Source organism: Streptomyces jeddahensis, from assembly GCF_001642995.1.
Taxonomy (GTDB): domain Bacteria; phylum Actinomycetota; class Actinomycetes; order Streptomycetales; family Streptomycetaceae; genus Streptomyces; species Streptomyces jeddahensis.
In genome coordinates, this window is sequence record NZ_LOHS01000141.1 from 16,792 (window position 1) to 31,883 (window position 15,092).

Below are 15,092 nucleotides of genomic sequence, written 5' to 3' on the forward strand. Positions count from 1 at the left end.
TGCCAACTCACCGTGCGCCACAGGAGGTTGCCGTGTTTTTTCGCCGTATGTCGTCCTTGCGCACTGCCGTTGTCGCGGTCTCTCTGACGATGGCCGTCGTCGCGCTCGGCGGCTGCGACTCCGGCTCGTCCGACGAGGGCTCGGCGAAGGGCGCCGGGAAGCCCTCGGCCGGCCCCTCGGTCATCGCCCCCGGGAAGCCGGGCGAGGCCGCCGAGACGCTGTCCGCCGCGGACGCCGCGAAGAAGAACGGATCCGACGACGCCCCGAACTCGGCCGACTTCACCTACGTCCAGATGATGATCACGCACCACGAACAGGCCCTCGAGATGACCGCCCTCGCGCCCACACGCGCCGCATCGTCGCAGGTGAAAGGCCTCGCGAGCCGGATTGCCGCGGGCCAGGCGCCGGAGATCAACGCCATGAAGGGCTGGCTCAAGACCAACGGCGGCTCGGACCAGCCACAGGATCAGGGTCATGACCATGCCGCCATGCCGGGCATGGCCACCCAAGCGCAGATGAAGGAGTTGCGCGCGGCGAAGGGCAAGGAGTTCGACGAGCTCTTCCTCAAGCTGATGATCACGCACCACGACGGCGCGGTGGCGATGGCCACGGACCTGCTCGCGCAGGGCAACAACATCCAGATCGAAGAGATGGCAAATGATGTGATCGCACAGCAGACCAGCGAGATCAACCGGATGCGTGAACTGATCTGATCCGCACTCGCCGGAGTGCGGCGCACCTCCCCTCGGGCGTGCCGCGGTGCAATGCTGGAGGTACGCGCAGTCACCTCACCGATGAGGTGCCCCCTGCCCCTCGTGGAAGGAGCTCCGCGTGCTCCAGGTCGCTGTGGTCGGCTCGGGCCCGAGCGGGGTCTACACCGCGCAGAGCCTCATCCAGCAGAGCCAGGTGCCCGACGTCCGGGTGGACGTGCTGGACCGCCTGCCGTGTCCGTACGGCCTCGTGCGCTATGGCGTCGCCCCCGACCACGAGAAGATCAAGTCCCTGCAGAACAACCTGCGGACCGTTCTCGAGGACGACCGCGTGCGGTTCCTCGGCGGGCTCGAGGTGGGCCCGGCCGGGGTGACCCCCGCGCGGCTGCGGGAGCTCTATCACGCGGTGGTCTACTGCGTGGGCGCCGCGACGGACCGCAGGCTGGGCGTGCCGGGCGAGGAGCTGCCCGGGAGCTGGTCGGCTACGGAGTTCGTCTCCTGGTACAGCGCGCACCCGGACACCACGACCGACGGTTTCGTGGCGGGCGCGCAGTCTGCTGTCGTCATCGGTGTCGGGAACGTCGCCGTGGACGTCACCCGCATCCTGGCCCGCGGCGCCGACGAACTGCGGCCGACCGACATGCCCGAGGCCGCGCTGCGGGCACTGGGCGCCAGCCGCGTACGCGACATCGCGATGGTGGGACGGCGCGGCCCGTCCCAGGCCAAGTTCACGACCAAGGAGCTGCGCGAGCTCGGGGCCCTCCCGGACGCCAACGTCGTCGTGGACCCCGAGGAACTCGCGCTCGACCCGGCGTACACCGATCCCTCCGGGCTGCCCGCCGCGAACCGGCGCAACATCGAGGTGCTGCGCGGCTGGGCCGAACGGCCTCCGCAGGGGCGCGCCCGCCGGATCCACCTGCGCTTCTTCCTGCGCCCCGTGGAGCTCCTCGAGTCAGCGGGACGGGTCGGTGCGGTGCGTTTCGAGCGCACGCTGCCGGACGGGCTGGGCGGTGTGCGGGGCACGGGCCGGTACGAGGACATCGAGGCGCAGCTGGTTCTGCGCTCCGTCGGCTACCGCGGAGTGCCGTTGGACGGGCTGCCGTTCGACTCCGCGCGAGGCACCGTGCCGCATACGGCCGGACGTGTCCTGCGCGACGGCCAGGTGTCGCCCGGTGAGTACGTCGCCGGCTGGATCAAGCGTGGCCCGACCGGCGTCATCGGCACGAACCGCCCCTGCGCCAAGGAGACGGTGACCTCGTTGCTCGAGGACGCGCCCGCCCTTGCCGGACGGGGCGAGCTGCCCGATCCGCTGGACGCTCTGCGGGCCGGTGGCCTGCAGCCGGTCGAGTGGTCCGGATGGCGGGCCATCGAACGGGCGGAGGCCGAGCTCGGCGCCTCACTGGGACGCGGGCCCGTGAAGATTCCTGACTGGGAGTCACTGCTGGAGGCCGCGCGGGCGGTTGTGCGGTAGCGCGGGAGCCTCCCCGGCCGCTACCTGCTCGGGTCGTTCGCGGCATCGTTCACGCCTGTTTTCCTCTCCCGCCCGCCTGAAGGCCCTATCAGGTCGGGCGGCGCCTGGCTGTCCCGATACAGCTCGGCAACATGCGCGTAATCAACAAACTGTTGAAGCGGTCTAGGGTCACGTGCTATTCAATTCCCCCGCATCCTCCTGCCTTTGGAGTGCCCATGGCGTCCACAGCACCCGTGCATCCCGTCGACGAGGTCCCACCCGTCCGCCAACTCGCCGCCTTCGGGCTCCAGCACGTCCTCGCGATGTATGCGGGCGCAGTCGCCGTGCCGCTGATCGTGGGCGGTGCGATGAAACTGCCGCCTGCGGATCTGGCGTATCTGATCACCGCGGATCTGCTGCTGTGCGGCATAGCCACGCTCATCCAGTGCGTGGGCTTCTGGCGCTTCGGTGTGCGTCTGCCGATCATGCAGGGATGCACGTTCGCGGCCGTGTCGCCGATGGTGCTCATCGGCACCACGGGCGGCGGGCTGCCCGCGATCTACGGGTCCGTGATCGTCTGCGGCCTCGCGATCATCCTGCTCGCGCCCGTCTTCGGAAGGCTCCTGCGGTTCTTCCCGCCGCTGGTCACCGGCACGGTGATCCTGATCATCGGCGTCTCGCTGCTGCCCGTGGCGGGCAACTGGGCCGCGGGCGGCGTGGGCGCGAAGGACTTCGGCGAGCCGAAGAACCTGGCGCTCGCGGCCTTCGTGCTGGTCGTGGTCCTCGGTGTGCAGCGGTTCGCGCCCGCCTTCCTGAGCCGGATCGCGGTCCTGATCGGCATCGCCGTCGGTCTGGCGGTCGCGGTGCCCTTCGGCTTCACGGACTTCGGCGGGGTCGGGGACGCCGACTGGGTCGGGATCAGCACACCGTTCCACTTCGGCGCCCCCACTTTCGAGGCGTCGGCGATCGTCTCGATGCTGGTCGTCGGGCTCGTGACGATGACCGAGACCACCGGTGACTTCATCGCGGTCGGCGAGATGACCGACCGGAAGGTCCAGCCGCGCACGCTCGCCGACGGGCTGCGCGCCGACGGACTGTCGACGGTCCTCGGCGGTGTCTTCAACACCTTCCCGTACACGGCGTTCGCACAGAACGTGGGCCTCGTCGGCATGACGCGGGTACGCAGCCGCTGGGTGGTCGCCGCCGCGGGCGGCATCCTCGTCCTGCTCGGGCTGCTGCCCAAGCTGGGCGCGGTGGTCGCGGCGATTCCGGCGCCGGTGCTGGGCGGCGCGGGTCTGGTGATGTTCGGGACGGTCGCGGCGAGCGGTCTGCGCACGCTGGCCCAGGTGGACTTCAAGGGCAACCACAATCTGACCGTCGTGGCGGTGTCGGTCGCGGTGGGCATGCTGCCGGTCGGCGTCCCGGACATCTACGCGCAGTTCCCCCACTGGTTCCAGACGGTGATGGACAGCGGTATCAGCGCCGGGTGCGTCACGGCGATCGTGCTGAACCTGCTGTTCAACCACGTCGGCGGGAGTGTGCCGGAGAAGGCGTCTGCAGACGCGGGTAGCGGGTCGGGGACAGGTTCCGGGGGCGCCGGGCGAGAGCCGGTGGAGGCGTAGGTCCGCGCGGCCCTGGTCGTTCCGGCCCCATGGCCGGTCCCGCGGCCGGTCCCGCTCGCCGGAGTGGCGAGCGGCCGCGGGACGGGATTGCGGGCGGCGGATGGCAGAGACTGCTGTCAGCCGTTCCCACCCGTCCCGCAGAGGGAGTTCACGGAGCATGATCCAGCCCGCCCCCGTCCCCGACTCCTCTCCCGAGGCCCCGGTCATCGTCGGCGATGTCGCCGGTTCCTTCCCGTGGGGTGTTCTCCACGAACGGCACCCGGCGCTCATCGAACGCGTCCGGCGGGCCACGCCCTATCCGCCCGAGCTCCACAAGGCCCTCGACGACCTCCTGCGGGAGACCGGCGAGGGCGGGGTGATCAAGCCGCTGGACGACTCCGAACCCGGCGCCGCGCAGTGGAAGCTGTGGGGCGAGGGCCATGTCGGCCGCCGCTGGGCGGATGTGCCGTTCCTGTGGGCCGAGAGCTTCTTCTACCGCAAGCTGCTGGCCGCGCTGGGCTACTTCGTACCGGGTCCCTGGCAGGGGATCGATCCCTTCGCGCCGTTCAAGAACGCCGAGCTCACCAGCGCCGAGGTGGACGAGGAACTGTCCGCCCTCGACCGGATCCCACAGCTCACTGCCGACGAGCGGGACGTCACGCTGCTGCATGCTGCGCTGTGGGGCAACCGCGCCGATCTCGGATTCCGGATCTCGGCGGGCGAGAGCGGGCTCGGCGACCGTGTGACCGGACTCGTCGTGGACGACACACAGGCGTTCTGGCAGCTGCTGGGGTCCGGCTCGCCCGGCAGGGTCTGCCTGGTGGCCGACAACGCCGGACCCGAGCTGCTGCCGGATCTGGTACTCGCCGACCACCTGATCACCACGGGCCGGGCCTCGTCCGTGGCCCTGCACCTCAAGCCGTATCCCTACTACGTGTCCGACGCGACGACGACCGACGTGCTCGCATGCCTGGCACGCATGACGGCAGCGGCCGGATACGCGTCCGAGATCGGTCACCGGCTGCGGGAGGCGGTCACCGACGGCCGACTCGCCCTCCTCGCGCATCCGTTCTCGTGCGCGCCCCTTCCGTACGCCGAGATGCCCGCGGACCTCCGGCGGGACTTCGCCTTGGCCAAGGTGACGGTGATGAAGGGCGACCTCAACTACCGTCGGCTGGTCGGCGACCGGCACTGGCCGGCCACCACCCCTTTCGCCGACGTCACCGCCCACTTCCCCGGCCCGGTCGCCGCGCTGCGCACGCTGAAGTCGGACGTTGCCACGGGGCTGACGGCGGCCACACTGGCGCAACTCGACGGCAGCGGGGCGCCTTGGCGCACCAGCGGTACGCATGCGCTCGTCCAGGTGCGGGCGTGACCGGCTACGGGTCAGGTGCGGACTTGACCGGCTGCCGGTCAGGTGCGGGCGTGATCGGTGCGGGTACCGGCGTGACCGTCCGGCCGCCGCACCCGCTCCCGCCGGCCCGCCGCACCCGACATCCCGGTCCTGACCTGCGGAAACAGCGCGTGAGGGGATGACTGTCAGTGGTGAGGTGCAGACTGGCCCGTAGCTGAGACAACGACGTCCCGGAGGTGGTCTGGCATGACCGACGTGCTTCTCACCGTAGGCACACGCAAGGGTCTTTTCATCGGGCGGCGGCGCGGCGGCGCCTGGGAGTTCGACGACAGTCCGTACTTCAACGCGCAGGCGGTCTATTCGATCGCGATCGACACGCGTGGGCCGGTGCCGCGCCTGCTGGTCGGCGGGGACAGTTCCCACTGGGGCCCGTCTGTCTTCCACTCCGACGACCTTGGCGCGACCTGGACCGAGCCCACCCGGCCCGCCATCAAGTTCCCACCGGACACGGGGGCTTCACTGGAGCGGGTGTGGCAACTCCATCCGGCGGTCGCCGAGCCGGACGTGGTGTACGCGGGCACGGAACCGGCAGCGCTGTACCGCTCGGAGGACCGGGGCGAGACATTCGAGCTGGTCCGGCCGCTGTGGGAGCACCCCACGCGGTCGAAGTGGGCGCCGGGAGGAGGCGGCGAGGGGCTGCACACCGTGGTCACCGATCCGCGAGACGCGCGCGCCGTGACGGTCGCGGTCTCCGCGGCCGGCGTCTTCCGCACGCAGGACGGAGGCGAGAGCTGGGCGCCGTCCAACTCCGGTGTGTCCGCCGTGTTCCTTCCGGACCCCAACCCCGAGTTCGGCCAGTGCGTGCACAAGATCGCGCAGGACGCGGCCGACCCGGACCGGCTGTATCTGCAGAACCACTGGGGGGTGTACCGCAGCGACGACGCGGGCGCGCACTGGTCCGACATCGGCGAGGGCCTCCCGTCCACCTTCGGCTTCGCAGCGGTGGCCCACCCGCACCGCGCGGACACGGCGTACGTCTTCCCGATCAACGCCGACGTGGATCGCGTGCCCGCCGACCGTCGCTGTCGGGTCTACCGCACGGCCGACGCCGGCAAGAACTGGGAGCCGCTCTCCGCCGGGCTGCCCGAAGGCGACCACTACGGCGTGGTGCTGCGGGACGCCATGTGCACGGACGGCGCGGACCCGGCGGGCATCTACTTCGGCAATCGCAACGGGGAGGTGTACGCATCCGCCGACGACGGCGACAGCTGGCGGCAGTTGGCCTCACATCTGCCGGATGTGCTGTGCGTACGGGCAGCGGTCATCGGGTGATCACTCGTGCGGGTATGACACGGTGAACGGCGGAAGGTCACGCCGTGTACGGCGGGGTCCCGCCCGTGCCGGTGTGACCGGTCCTCGGCGTCGTGCCTGCTCGTAGCCTGCGCGTACGGCCTTGGTCGGGGCGCCAGTAGAGTGACGCCCCGTGGCATCACGACCCTTGCATGAAATCGTCGAGGCGGGCTGGGCGAAGGCGCTGGAACCCGTAGCCGGACGGATCGCCGCGATGGGCGACTTCCTGCGCGCGGAAATCGCCGCGGGGCGCACCTATCTGCCGGCCGGAGCGAACGTGCTGCGCGCCTTCCAGCAGCCCTTCGACGACGTACGCGTCCTGATCGTCGGGCAGGATCCCTACCCGACGCCGGGACACGCCGTGGGGCTGTCGTTCTCCGTTGCGGCGGAGGTGCGGCCGCTGCCGGGCAGCCTGATCAACATCTTCCGGGAGCTGGGGACCGATCTCGGGGTGCCGCAGCCGTCGAGCGGCGATCTGACGCCGTGGACACGCCAGGGTGTGCTGCTGCTCAACAGGGCGCTGACCACGGCGCCGCGCCGTCCCGGTGCGCACCGGGGCAAGGGATGGGAGGAGGTCACGGAGCAGGCGATCCGGGCGCTGGCGGCGCGCGGTCGGCCGCTGGTGTCGATCCTGTGGGGGCGCGACGCCCGCAATCTGCGGCCGCTGCTCGGGGATCTGCCGTCGGTGGAGTCCGCGCACCCCTCCCCCATGTCGGCGGACCGCGGTTTCTTCGGCTCGCGCCCCTTCAGCCGCGCGAACGAACTGCTGGTGCGGCAGGGCGCACAGCCGGTGGACTGGCGGCTGCCGTGACGGAGACCGGGTCGGCGGGTGTCGTCACGGACGGCGGGGACGGCGGGGCGCCGTCGGCCGTGCTGGGCGTCGACTCGGGCGGCTCGGGACTGCGGGCCGCGCTCGCGGTCCGCAGTGGCACCGGCACGGTCGCCCCTTCGAACGGCGAGTCGACGGCACCGGTACGCACGGGACCCGGCGGCATCGACCCCGGCCATCTGCTGGAGCTGCTGGTCCCCATGGCCAGGAAGCTGATGCGGGAGGCCGGTGTCGACGGCATCGGGGCCGTTGCCATCGGCGCCGCCGGGATGGCGACCCTCGGCGCCCGGCTGCGCGCCGAGCTGCCCTGCGCGCTGGCGAGGGAGCTCGGGGTACGGCGCCTCGCGCTCGCCGCCGACGCCGTTACCGCGTACGCCGGGGCCCTGGGCAGTCGGCCCGGCGCGATCGTCGCGGCCGGCACCGGCATGATCGCGCTCGGCACGGATCTCAAAGGCTGGCTCAGAGCAGACGGTTGGGGGCATCTGCTCGGCGATTGCGGCGGCGGGGCGTGGATCGGACGGGCCGGCCTCGAGGCGGCCATGCGCGCATACGACGGGCGGCGCGGTGGCTCGTCCGCCCTGCTGGCGCGTGCCGAGAAGGTCTTCGGCCCCGCGGCCGGGCTGCCCGGGCAGCTCTATCCCCGCACCGACCGGCCCGCGGTACTCGCGTCGTTCGCTCCGGAAGTCGCCGCGTGTGCGGCGGAGGATCCGGTGGCGGAGGGCATCCTGCGGGATGCGGCGCGCCATATCGCCGAGGCCGCCGCCGCGGTCTGCCCGGCGTCGGGCGAAAGCGAAGTCGCTCTCACGGGAGGCCTGTTCCATATGGGTGAGCCCCTGCTCGCACCCGTGCGCGCACACCTCGCCCGGCTGGTTCCGCAAGCGCGCCAGGTGTCTGCCGAGGCAGACCCGCTGCAGGGAGCCGTACGCATGGCCGTCGACCTCGCCCTGGACCGGCTGGCCCTGCCGCACGACGAGCACCTGCTGTGCGTCGTGCATCTCCCTGCGGCCTGAGGCTCGACGGGTCCTGAGCTCGACGCGTCGTAAGCCTCGCTCGTCCGCGGCGGTGCCCCGGCAACCGATCCTGACGCAACCCATAAGACAAATCAGGACGGATACCGCTCACCTGCACCCTCCCCGAACAGGGGAGCCCGAGAAGCCAGTAGCATGCGGCGCCATGAGCTCCCCCACTGGGCCCGCATCCGGCCTGCCTGTACGAATGCCGCGTCCCCGCCAGCCCGGGCGGCACCGCCGCCCTGAGCCCGTGGCGGCTCCCGAAGGCGCGCCCGCGCTCGTCCTCGCCGTGCCCGGCACTCCCAGTACCGCCACGCGCAGCCTCGCCGAAGAGGTCGTGAGCATCGCCCGCTCCGAGCTCCCCGGCCTGGACGCGCGGATCGGATACGTGGACGGGGACGACGCCGAGTACCCCAGGCTCCAGTCGGTCCTCGCGCACGCGGCCCAGGAGCGCACCGCCCGCTACGAGCAGGCCGTTGCCGCCGGTGCGGACGTGGCCGCGCCGGAGGGCCCGGTGGCGGTCGTCGTGCCGCTGCTCGCAGGACCCGACAGCGCGCTGCTGCGGAGCATCCGCCAGGCGGTGATGGACAGCCGTGCCGCCGCGGAGCTGACCGATGTGCTCGGCCCGCACCCGCTTCTCGCGGAGGCGCTGCACGTGCGCCTGTCCGAAGCCGGTCTGGCCCGTGCCGACCGTGCCCGCCTGTTCACCGTGGCGACCGCGGCGGACGGCATCATTCTCGCGTCCGTGGGCGGTACCGAGGCCGTGCAGGCCGCCGGGATCACCGGCATGCTGCTGGCCGCGCGCCTCGCGGTGCCGGTGATGGCCGCCGCCCTGGACGAGGAGGGCTCGATCGCGGCGACCGCGGAGCAGCTGCGCTCCTCGGGCTCCGCCCAGCTGGCGCTCGCGCCGTATCTGATCGGCCCGGAGATCGAGCCGGAGCTGCTCGAGGCGGCCGCCAAGGAGGCGGGCTGCCCGGCCGCGGAGGCGCTGGGTGCGTACCCCGCGATCGGCAAGCTCGTGCTCTCCAAGTACACGACGGCGCTGGGCATCGCCCCGCAGCCGACGAGCGCGCCGGTTCGCTGACCGTACGCGCGGAAGGCCCGCTCCCCATCGGGGGCGGGCCTTCGCCGTACCGCGTGTGCTGCGTGTACTGCGTGTACTGCGTGTGCTGCCGGTAGTTTCGGTCAGCGTCCCGGTCAGCCGAACACCACGCAGGAAGCGGCGGGCGCCTCGATCGAACCGGCCCGTCGCGGCAGGCCCGTCTCGGGGTCGAGGCGGAACCAGGTCACGTCGCCGGAGCGTTCGTTCGCGGCATACAGGTACCGCCCCGACGGGTCGAGGGCCAGGTCGCGGGGCCAGTGTCCGCCGCACGGCACGGTGGTCAGCAGCCGCGGGCGTTCGCCCGTACCGTCGAGCGCGAACACGGAGATGACGTCTTCGCCGCGGGTGGCCGTCCAGGCGAACCGGCCGTCGGCTGCGACGACGATCTCCGAAGGATAGGCATCGCCGTCGGGCGCACCCGGCAGCACGTGTGTCTCGCCGAGCGGCTGCAGCAGGCCTTCCGCCGCGTCCCAGCGGCAGGCGGTCACGGTCGGCGCCAGCTCGTTCAGTACGTACACCAGATCGGCGCCCGGGTGGAAGGCGAGGTGACGCGGCCCGGACCCGGGCCTCAGGGCCACCTCGCGCCGGATGTTCAACTCCCCATCGCCGTCGAGGGAGCAGATGCGCACGGAGTCGGTGCCGAGGTCCACGCTGACCGCCCAGCGGCCGGTCGGATCCGGCACGACCTGGTGGGCGTGCGGCGCCTGCTGGCGTTGGGGGTGCGGCCCCGATCCCTCGTGCCGCAGCAGGCTGGACGGGGCGGCGGCGAGGGCGCCGTCGGCCTTCACGGGCACGGCGGTGACGCTGCCCGAGCCGTAGTTGGCGGTCAGCACATGCCCTGCGTGCACGGCGAGATGCGTGGGGCCGTCGCCCTTCACCGGCACCGGAGGACCCATCAATTCCGGCCGTGTGCCGCTGACTTGGAAGGCGGCGACCGAGCCGTCGGCCGTCTCGCTGACCGCGTAGAGCACGGTCGAGTCCGGCGAGAGCGCGAGATACGAGGGGTCGGCGATGTCGTCGGCGGCGCTGAGCTCTGTCAGCGCGCCCGTGTCCTGGTCGTGGGCCGCGGCGATGAGTCCCCTGCCTCCGGCTGCGGTGAACGATCCGATGTACGCCCTGCCGGCGCGCCTGCCCCTCATTGCCACTGGTCCCCTCTCACTGCCGGTGCTGCTGGCCCTCACCGCGCCCCTGCCGGTGTGGCGCCGACGGTAGCAGTCGACGGCCATCGGTCTAGACCAAGCACCACCGAAACGACAGGGATGCCCACGCACGCACGCCGCCGGATGGCGCAGCCACAGGCGCGGCGTAACCCCGTCGGCGCACATGCGGGCGGTCGGCGGGCGCGCGCCGGGAAACCGGCCCCGCGGTGCGGCCGAGCCGCAGGGCGGAACGAGACCGAAGACGTGGGACGGTACGCGTACGGAAGCGAGCACCACCGCCCAGCACCGCCGCACAGGGGCGCGCTCTGGACCAGCGTCCCAAGCGCTCCCGGGGCGCAGGCACCGCCCAGCCCGGCCACCGACCAGCCCGGCGCTGTGCCGTTTCAGGCCCCGACGAGCGGCGACCGCGGTGAGCTGCGCAGCGGGGCCGCCAGCGCGGCCAGTGCACGCTCCAGGCCGTGCAGATGGACGAGCGCGGGGTCGGTCACGGGGTGGCGCGCCCCGGAGGCGTCGACGGCCGCGGATTCCCGCCGCACGGTGTGCGGCGAGGTGAGCGCCTCGACGGCGGCCTCGACGCGCAGGCAGGCGGCGGCGAGGCGGACGTCATGGGAAGCCTCGGGGTGAGCGGCCACGGAGGCGAGCCCGCGGACCTCGCGGGCGCAGTCGTCGAGCAGCGACAGCACCTGCCGGGCCCGGCTCTTACGGGCGCGCATCGGGCTCAGCGGGTGCACCAGCGGCGAGACCGAGAGCCGCACCTTGGCGAGCACCAGTTCCAGTTCAGCGACGCGCGCGGCGGGGTCGGCGGTCTCCGAGCCCGCGAGGCGCGCCGCCGCCTCGGCGGTGCACTCGTGTACGGACCGCAGGGCGCGCTGGATCCAGGCGTCGGTCGTGGCATGGGTGGTGACCGGCAGTACGAAGAGCACGGCGAGGGCCGCGCCGAGCGCCCCGACACCTGTTTCCGCGAGACGCAGGGCGAGCAGTCCGGGATCCAGCACCCCCAGCAGCCCGTAGAGCAGGCCGGCCAGCAGTGTCACCGCGAGCATCATCCAGGTGTACGAGACCGCGGCCGTGTAGAAGATGCCGAAGACGCTGACGGCGGCGAGGACCGCCGTGGGGACGGCGGCTCCCTGCAGGGGGACCGCGACGAGCAGGCCGAGGCCGATGCCGATCACCGTGCCGAGGACCCGGCGGAAGCCCCGGACCAGCGTCTCGCCCCGGGAAGCGGTGTTGACGAAGATCCACCATGTGGCGCCCACGGCCCAGTACCAGCGCTGATGGGACAGCACCTCGCCCGCCAGGAGGGCGAAGGCGGCGCCGGCGGTCGCCTGAACCGCCTGACGGGTCGTCGGCCGGGCGAGCCCAGTGCCGGCCGGCGGGGCGGGAACGACGGACGGCGGCAGCCGCCGCTCATAGCACCACAGGCCGAAGCGGACGGCCGAGGACGCGAGCAGCGACAGCGTGACGGCGGCATACAGCTCGGGCAGTTGGCCCGGCACCGTGTGCAGGAACTGCGTCACGAAGAAGGCCATGAACGCGAACACGCCGAGGCTGTTCCCCCGTGGTCCCCAGCGCCGGGCGTACACCCCCGCGCCCACGACGGCGAGAAAGGCCGCGTCGCGCGCCACCGGCTGGTCGTGCAGCCCCGCCGCCAGGGCGAATACCGGGAAGCCGACGGCGGGCATCAGCGCGGTCGTGACCGCCTGGCCCCGCACCGTCGCGTCGGTCACCGTGAAGAGAGCGAGCAGCGCGGCGAGCCCGCCCGTGATGGCCGCGGCAAGCGAGTGACCGGCCAGGCCGCAGAGGGCGACAGCCGACCCGATGCCGACGACGGCCCGAGCGGCACTGCGCAGCCGCAGCCGCCCCGGGTCCGGAGCCACGAACACCCTCTTCAGCACTCTTCCCGCCCGTCCTGTGTTCCGACATGAAGAAGGCGCTGCGGGGGTCCGCAGCGCCATCGACAGGTACATCACAGCATCCTCAGGCCTCATGGCTCAAGTGTCACGGGAATCGCTGAGCCATTGGCACAGTCATGGGCCGTTGACCTTCACCGGCAGGAGGCCAACGGACCACGAAGTCGCCACCCGTACCGGGTCATGCCCCGGGGCTTGTACACCGACAGCCCGGTGGCCACCAGCAGGACGAGCAGGGCGGCCCGGGCGTCGGCGACGAGCTGGATCCGGAGGCCGCCGAGATCGGCACCGGACAGGTCCGTTGTCACGGCCTCGTCCGCCACATGGCCGGCCACCTGCATATGGAGCAGAAGGAGGAGGGTGGCGAGCACGGTCAGTACGAGCTTCGCCAGGACCCAGTAGTGGCGGATCAGGCCCCACGTGGTACCCAGGGACTGGATCAGTCCGGTGAGCAGCGAGGCGAATGCGAGCGGGACGATCACGTACCAGCCGGTCAGTTCCATGGCCAGATAGGCACCTCGGGCCCTCTGGGCGTCCTGGCCGCTGGTCAGACCGGCGACGGCGAGCGCCAGGAACGCGGCGACCGAGCCGAGCCAGCCGACCGAGGACGCGACGTGCGCGGTGAGCGCGAGTTTGCGCACGCCGGGCGTCATGGTCATCAGTGGCCGCCGCCGGAGTGCACGCCGGGCCCGAACCCGCTGCCGGTGAGGTGCAGGACCACGACCAGCACGATCAGGGCTATCGCGACACCACCGGACACCTTCACCCAGCGCGGGGTGCCGGGCCAGGGCCCAGGCCCCTGTCCGGGGCGGGTGGCGGGCTCGGACGGCGAGTCAGGCATCCGGGTGCCTCCTGTCGAGGGTTCGAGGGTGTCCGTCGGCTGTCTTGTCGCGCCGACTTGTCACGCCGGCCAGAGGAACGAGACGATCGAGGATCACCGTCGCGCGGTGCGCGACGCGGTGCTGGACACCACAGCGGCCCTGGTGGCCGAGCAGGGACTGCGGTCGGTGACGATGTCGCGCATCGCCGAGGTCGTCACGGCGGACGAGCTGTCGAGCTACTGCCTTCACGCTCTCTCGGCGGCCGGCGGCCTGGCATCCAAGGCCGCTGTCGGGCGCCTTGTCACCGTCACGCTGGACGGTTTGCGCCCCTCCCGCTGACACCCACCGTGAACCCGACCGCGCGACCGCCCCGGACTCTCCGGTGCGAGCCGGTAGAGCCGGGGCGGTCGTTCTGGATCAGAGCCGCTCGAGGATGCTCTGCAGCTGCTTCACCTCGGCGGACTGGCCCTCGATGATGGCGGCGGCCATCTTCTTGGCGTCGGCGTTGCTGCCGTTCTTCTGCTCGTCCTCGGCCATGCTGATCGCGCCGTTGTGGTGGTCGATCATCATCTGGGCGAACATCTTGTCGAACTCCGTGCCCTTCGCGGCCTCGAGTTCCTTCATGTCCTCGTCGGACATCATGCCGTCCATGCCGGAGTCTCCGTGTCCGGAGTGGTCCATCCCGGGCATGGACTCCGTCTTGGTCGGCTTGCCCCAGGACGTCAGCCAGCCCTGCATCGTCTTGATCTCAGGGTCCTGGGCCTTCTCGATCTGTGCGATCAGTTCCTTGATCTCGGAGTCGGACGCACGGCCGTCGGCCAACTTGGCCATCTCCAGGGCCTGCTGGTGGTGCGGGATCATCATCTGCGCGAAGGCGACGTCGGCGTCGTTGAAGTCCGCGGCTGCTGCGCTGGTGCCGGGCTCGGCGGTCGCCGATGCCGATGCCTCGCTGCCGTGGTCCATGCCGCTCATGTCGTCGTCGTTGCCGCAGGCGGCGAGCAGCAGGGCTCCGGCCGCCACGACTCCCACGGCTGTGAAGCGGCGGGCAGGCTTGCGGTAGTGAGCGCGGGTGCGCTGAGTCATGGTCGATTCACCTCGTATGTCGGTTCTCTGGCTGTTTTGGCGTACGCGTCATCGCGGGGCGGCACGTGGTGCGCGCCCGCGAGGCGGTTCGGCCTATAGCCGCAGGACCGACAGCTGGGTGAGATCGGGGCCGCGTAGTGGGGGGTTGGGCCGCTGCACGGCGGTCGCCCGAGCGAGAAGGTTCGCCAGCCAGTCGGGCCGACTGGCGAGCGCCGCCTTCAGCAGGGCGGCGATCACATACGCGCTGAGCAGCACCGCCAGGCACAGCGAGAGCATGTCCATCGCCATGGCGGGATGGCCGGAGAAGTCCCCGGACGACGCGTGCGACGGATCCATGGTGTGACTCGACCCCATGGAAGCCGGACTGCGCACCGGATGGTGATCCGCAGGGGCAGCACCGTCGTGAGCCGCAGGAGCCGCGCCGTCGTGAGCCGCAGGTGCCGCATACGAGTGGGACGCGGTGGCCATGCCGTGGCTTGACGATCCGTCCGGGTGCCCGAGGGTGTGCATGGCGAAGACGCCGAACGCGAGCACGGCGACGAGCAGCAGGTGCCCGAGGGCTCCTCCTGCGCGTACGTACCGGCTCATATGCACACCTTCCGGTCTCCGTCCCGGACCACCCGGGCCACCTTCCGACATCCGACAGTACCTAACCGGAGTTGAAGCCGCGCCACGGCACCCGATCGCGACCAGGGAAGTCCGGTACGGCGGA

15 protein-coding genes are annotated in these 15,092 nt (G+C 71.7%); 9 read left to right on the forward strand and 6 right to left on the reverse strand.

What is annotated here, in order from left to right:
* Positions 1–47 precede the first annotated feature (47 nt).
* The 8 genes from STSP_RS30295 (at position 48) to STSP_RS30330 (ending at position 9,388) form a co-directional block, all read left to right on the forward strand.
* Positions 48–713 (forward strand): DUF305 domain-containing protein, encoded by a 666-nt coding sequence (locus tag STSP_RS30295; RefSeq protein WP_078067624.1) that lies wholly within the window; start codon positions 48–50, stop codon positions 711–713.
* A 118-nt stretch (positions 714–831) separates the two neighbouring features.
* Positions 832–2,181, forward strand: a complete 1,350-nt coding sequence (locus STSP_RS30300) for an FAD-dependent oxidoreductase (RefSeq protein WP_067284207.1) — start codon at positions 832–834, stop codon at positions 2,179–2,181.
* A 215-nt stretch (positions 2,182–2,396) separates the two neighbouring features.
* On the forward strand, positions 2,397–3,782 hold the full coding sequence (locus STSP_RS30305) for a nucleobase:cation symporter-2 family protein (protein WP_067284208.1): 1,386 nt from the start codon (positions 2,397–2,399) through the stop codon (positions 3,780–3,782).
* 157 nt (positions 3,783–3,939) lie between these two features.
* Entirely contained in the window at positions 3,940–5,136 is a 1,197-nt protein-coding gene (locus STSP_RS30310; RefSeq protein ID WP_067284209.1) for a damage-control phosphatase ARMT1 family protein, read from the forward strand.
* A 225-nt stretch (positions 5,137–5,361) separates the two neighbouring features.
* A complete protein-coding gene (locus STSP_RS30315; RefSeq protein WP_067284210.1) occupies positions 5,362–6,447 on the forward strand; it encodes a WD40/YVTN/BNR-like repeat-containing protein in 1,086 nt (361 codons plus the stop codon).
* 151 nt (positions 6,448–6,598) lie between these two features.
* The gene (locus STSP_RS30320) at positions 6,599–7,276 is read left to right on the forward strand and encodes a uracil-DNA glycosylase (RefSeq protein ID WP_067284211.1); all 678 of its coding nucleotides are present in this window, start codon (positions 6,599–6,601) and stop codon (positions 7,274–7,276) included.
* Positions 7,273–8,304 carry an N-acetylglucosamine kinase gene (locus tag STSP_RS30325; RefSeq protein ID WP_078067625.1) on the forward strand — a complete coding sequence of 344 codons (1,032 nt, stop codon included), beginning with the start codon at positions 7,273–7,275 and terminating at the stop codon, positions 8,302–8,304. The genes STSP_RS30320 and STSP_RS30325 overlap by 4 nt, the downstream gene beginning before the upstream one ends.
* 163 nt (positions 8,305–8,467) lie before the next feature.
* On the forward strand, positions 8,468–9,388 hold the full coding sequence (locus STSP_RS30330; RefSeq protein WP_107441439.1) for a sirohydrochlorin chelatase: 921 nt from the start codon (positions 8,468–8,470) through the stop codon (positions 9,386–9,388).
* 113 nt (positions 9,389–9,501) lie between these two features.
* On the opposite strand, the gene STSP_RS30335 is transcribed toward STSP_RS30330, so the two are convergent.
* The 4 genes from STSP_RS30335 to STSP_RS30350 all read right to left on the reverse strand — a co-directional run bounded on the left by STSP_RS30335 (position 9,502) and on the right by STSP_RS30350 (position 13,317).
* A complete protein-coding gene (locus tag STSP_RS30335; protein WP_067284213.1) occupies positions 9,502–10,545 on the reverse strand; it encodes a lactonase family protein in 1,044 nt (347 codons plus the stop codon).
* A 404-nt stretch (positions 10,546–10,949) separates the two neighbouring features.
* The gene (locus tag STSP_RS30340) at positions 10,950–12,461 is read right to left on the reverse strand and encodes an FUSC family protein (protein ID WP_067284214.1); all 1,512 of its coding nucleotides are present in this window, start codon (positions 12,459–12,461) and stop codon (positions 10,950–10,952) included.
* Positions 12,462–12,610: 149 nt separating this feature from the next.
* Positions 12,611–13,135 (reverse strand): hypothetical protein, encoded by a 525-nt coding sequence (locus tag STSP_RS30345; RefSeq protein ID WP_198547461.1) that lies wholly within the window; start codon positions 13,133–13,135, stop codon positions 12,611–12,613.
* On the reverse strand, positions 13,135–13,317 hold the full coding sequence (locus STSP_RS30350; protein WP_067284215.1) for a hypothetical protein: 183 nt from the start codon (positions 13,315–13,317) through the stop codon (positions 13,135–13,137). The genes STSP_RS30345 and STSP_RS30350 overlap by 1 nt, the downstream gene beginning before the upstream one ends.
* 106 nt (positions 13,318–13,423) lie before the next feature.
* Here STSP_RS30350 and STSP_RS30355 point away from each other — a divergent pair, with 106 nt between their 5' ends.
* The gene (locus STSP_RS30355; RefSeq protein ID WP_067284216.1) at positions 13,424–13,636 is read left to right on the forward strand and encodes a hypothetical protein; all 213 of its coding nucleotides are present in this window, start codon (positions 13,424–13,426) and stop codon (positions 13,634–13,636) included.
* A gap of 78 nt (positions 13,637–13,714) precedes the next feature.
* Here the strand turns inward: STSP_RS30355 and STSP_RS30360 are convergent, their stop codons facing one another.
* On the reverse strand, positions 13,715–14,380 hold the full coding sequence (locus tag STSP_RS30360) for a DUF305 domain-containing protein (RefSeq protein ID WP_067284217.1): 666 nt from the start codon (positions 14,378–14,380) through the stop codon (positions 13,715–13,717).
* Positions 14,381–14,473: 93 nt separating this feature from the next.
* Entirely contained in the window at positions 14,474–14,968 is a 495-nt protein-coding gene (locus tag STSP_RS30365) for a DUF6153 family protein (protein ID WP_067284218.1), read from the reverse strand.
* Positions 14,969–15,092 lie beyond the last annotated feature (124 nt).

Bases quoted from the DNA above. Each gene is read 5' to 3' on its own strand.
- STSP_RS30295 (WP_078067624.1), top strand. From the start codon at position 48: ATGTCGTCCTTGCGCACTGCCGTTGTCGCGGTCTCTCTGACGATGGCC.
- STSP_RS30305 (WP_067284208.1), top strand. From the start codon at position 2,397: ATGGCGTCCACAGCACCCGTGCATCCCGTCGACGAGGTCCCACCCGTC.
- STSP_RS30310 (WP_067284209.1), top strand. From the start codon at position 3,940: ATGATCCAGCCCGCCCCCGTCCCCGACTCCTCTCCCGAGGCCCCGGTC.
- STSP_RS30315 (WP_067284210.1), top strand. From the start codon at position 5,362: ATGACCGACGTGCTTCTCACCGTAGGCACACGCAAGGGTCTTTTCATC.
- STSP_RS30330 (WP_107441439.1), top strand. From the start codon at position 8,468: ATGAGCTCCCCCACTGGGCCCGCATCCGGCCTGCCTGTACGAATGCCG.
- STSP_RS30335 (WP_067284213.1), bottom strand. From the start codon at position 10,545: ATGAGGGGCAGGCGCGCCGGCAGGGCGTACATCGGATCGTTCACCGCA.
- STSP_RS30345 (WP_198547461.1), bottom strand. From the start codon at position 13,135: ATGACCATGACGCCCGGCGTGCGCAAACTCGCGCTCACCGCGCACGTC.
- STSP_RS30350 (WP_067284215.1), bottom strand. From the start codon at position 13,317: ATGCCTGACTCGCCGTCCGAGCCCGCCACCCGCCCCGGACAGGGGCCT.
- STSP_RS30360 (WP_067284217.1), bottom strand. From the start codon at position 14,380: ATGACTCAGCGCACCCGCGCTCACTACCGCAAGCCTGCCCGCCGCTTC.
- STSP_RS30365 (WP_067284218.1), bottom strand. From the start codon at position 14,968: ATGAGCCGGTACGTACGCGCAGGAGGAGCCCTCGGGCACCTGCTGCTC.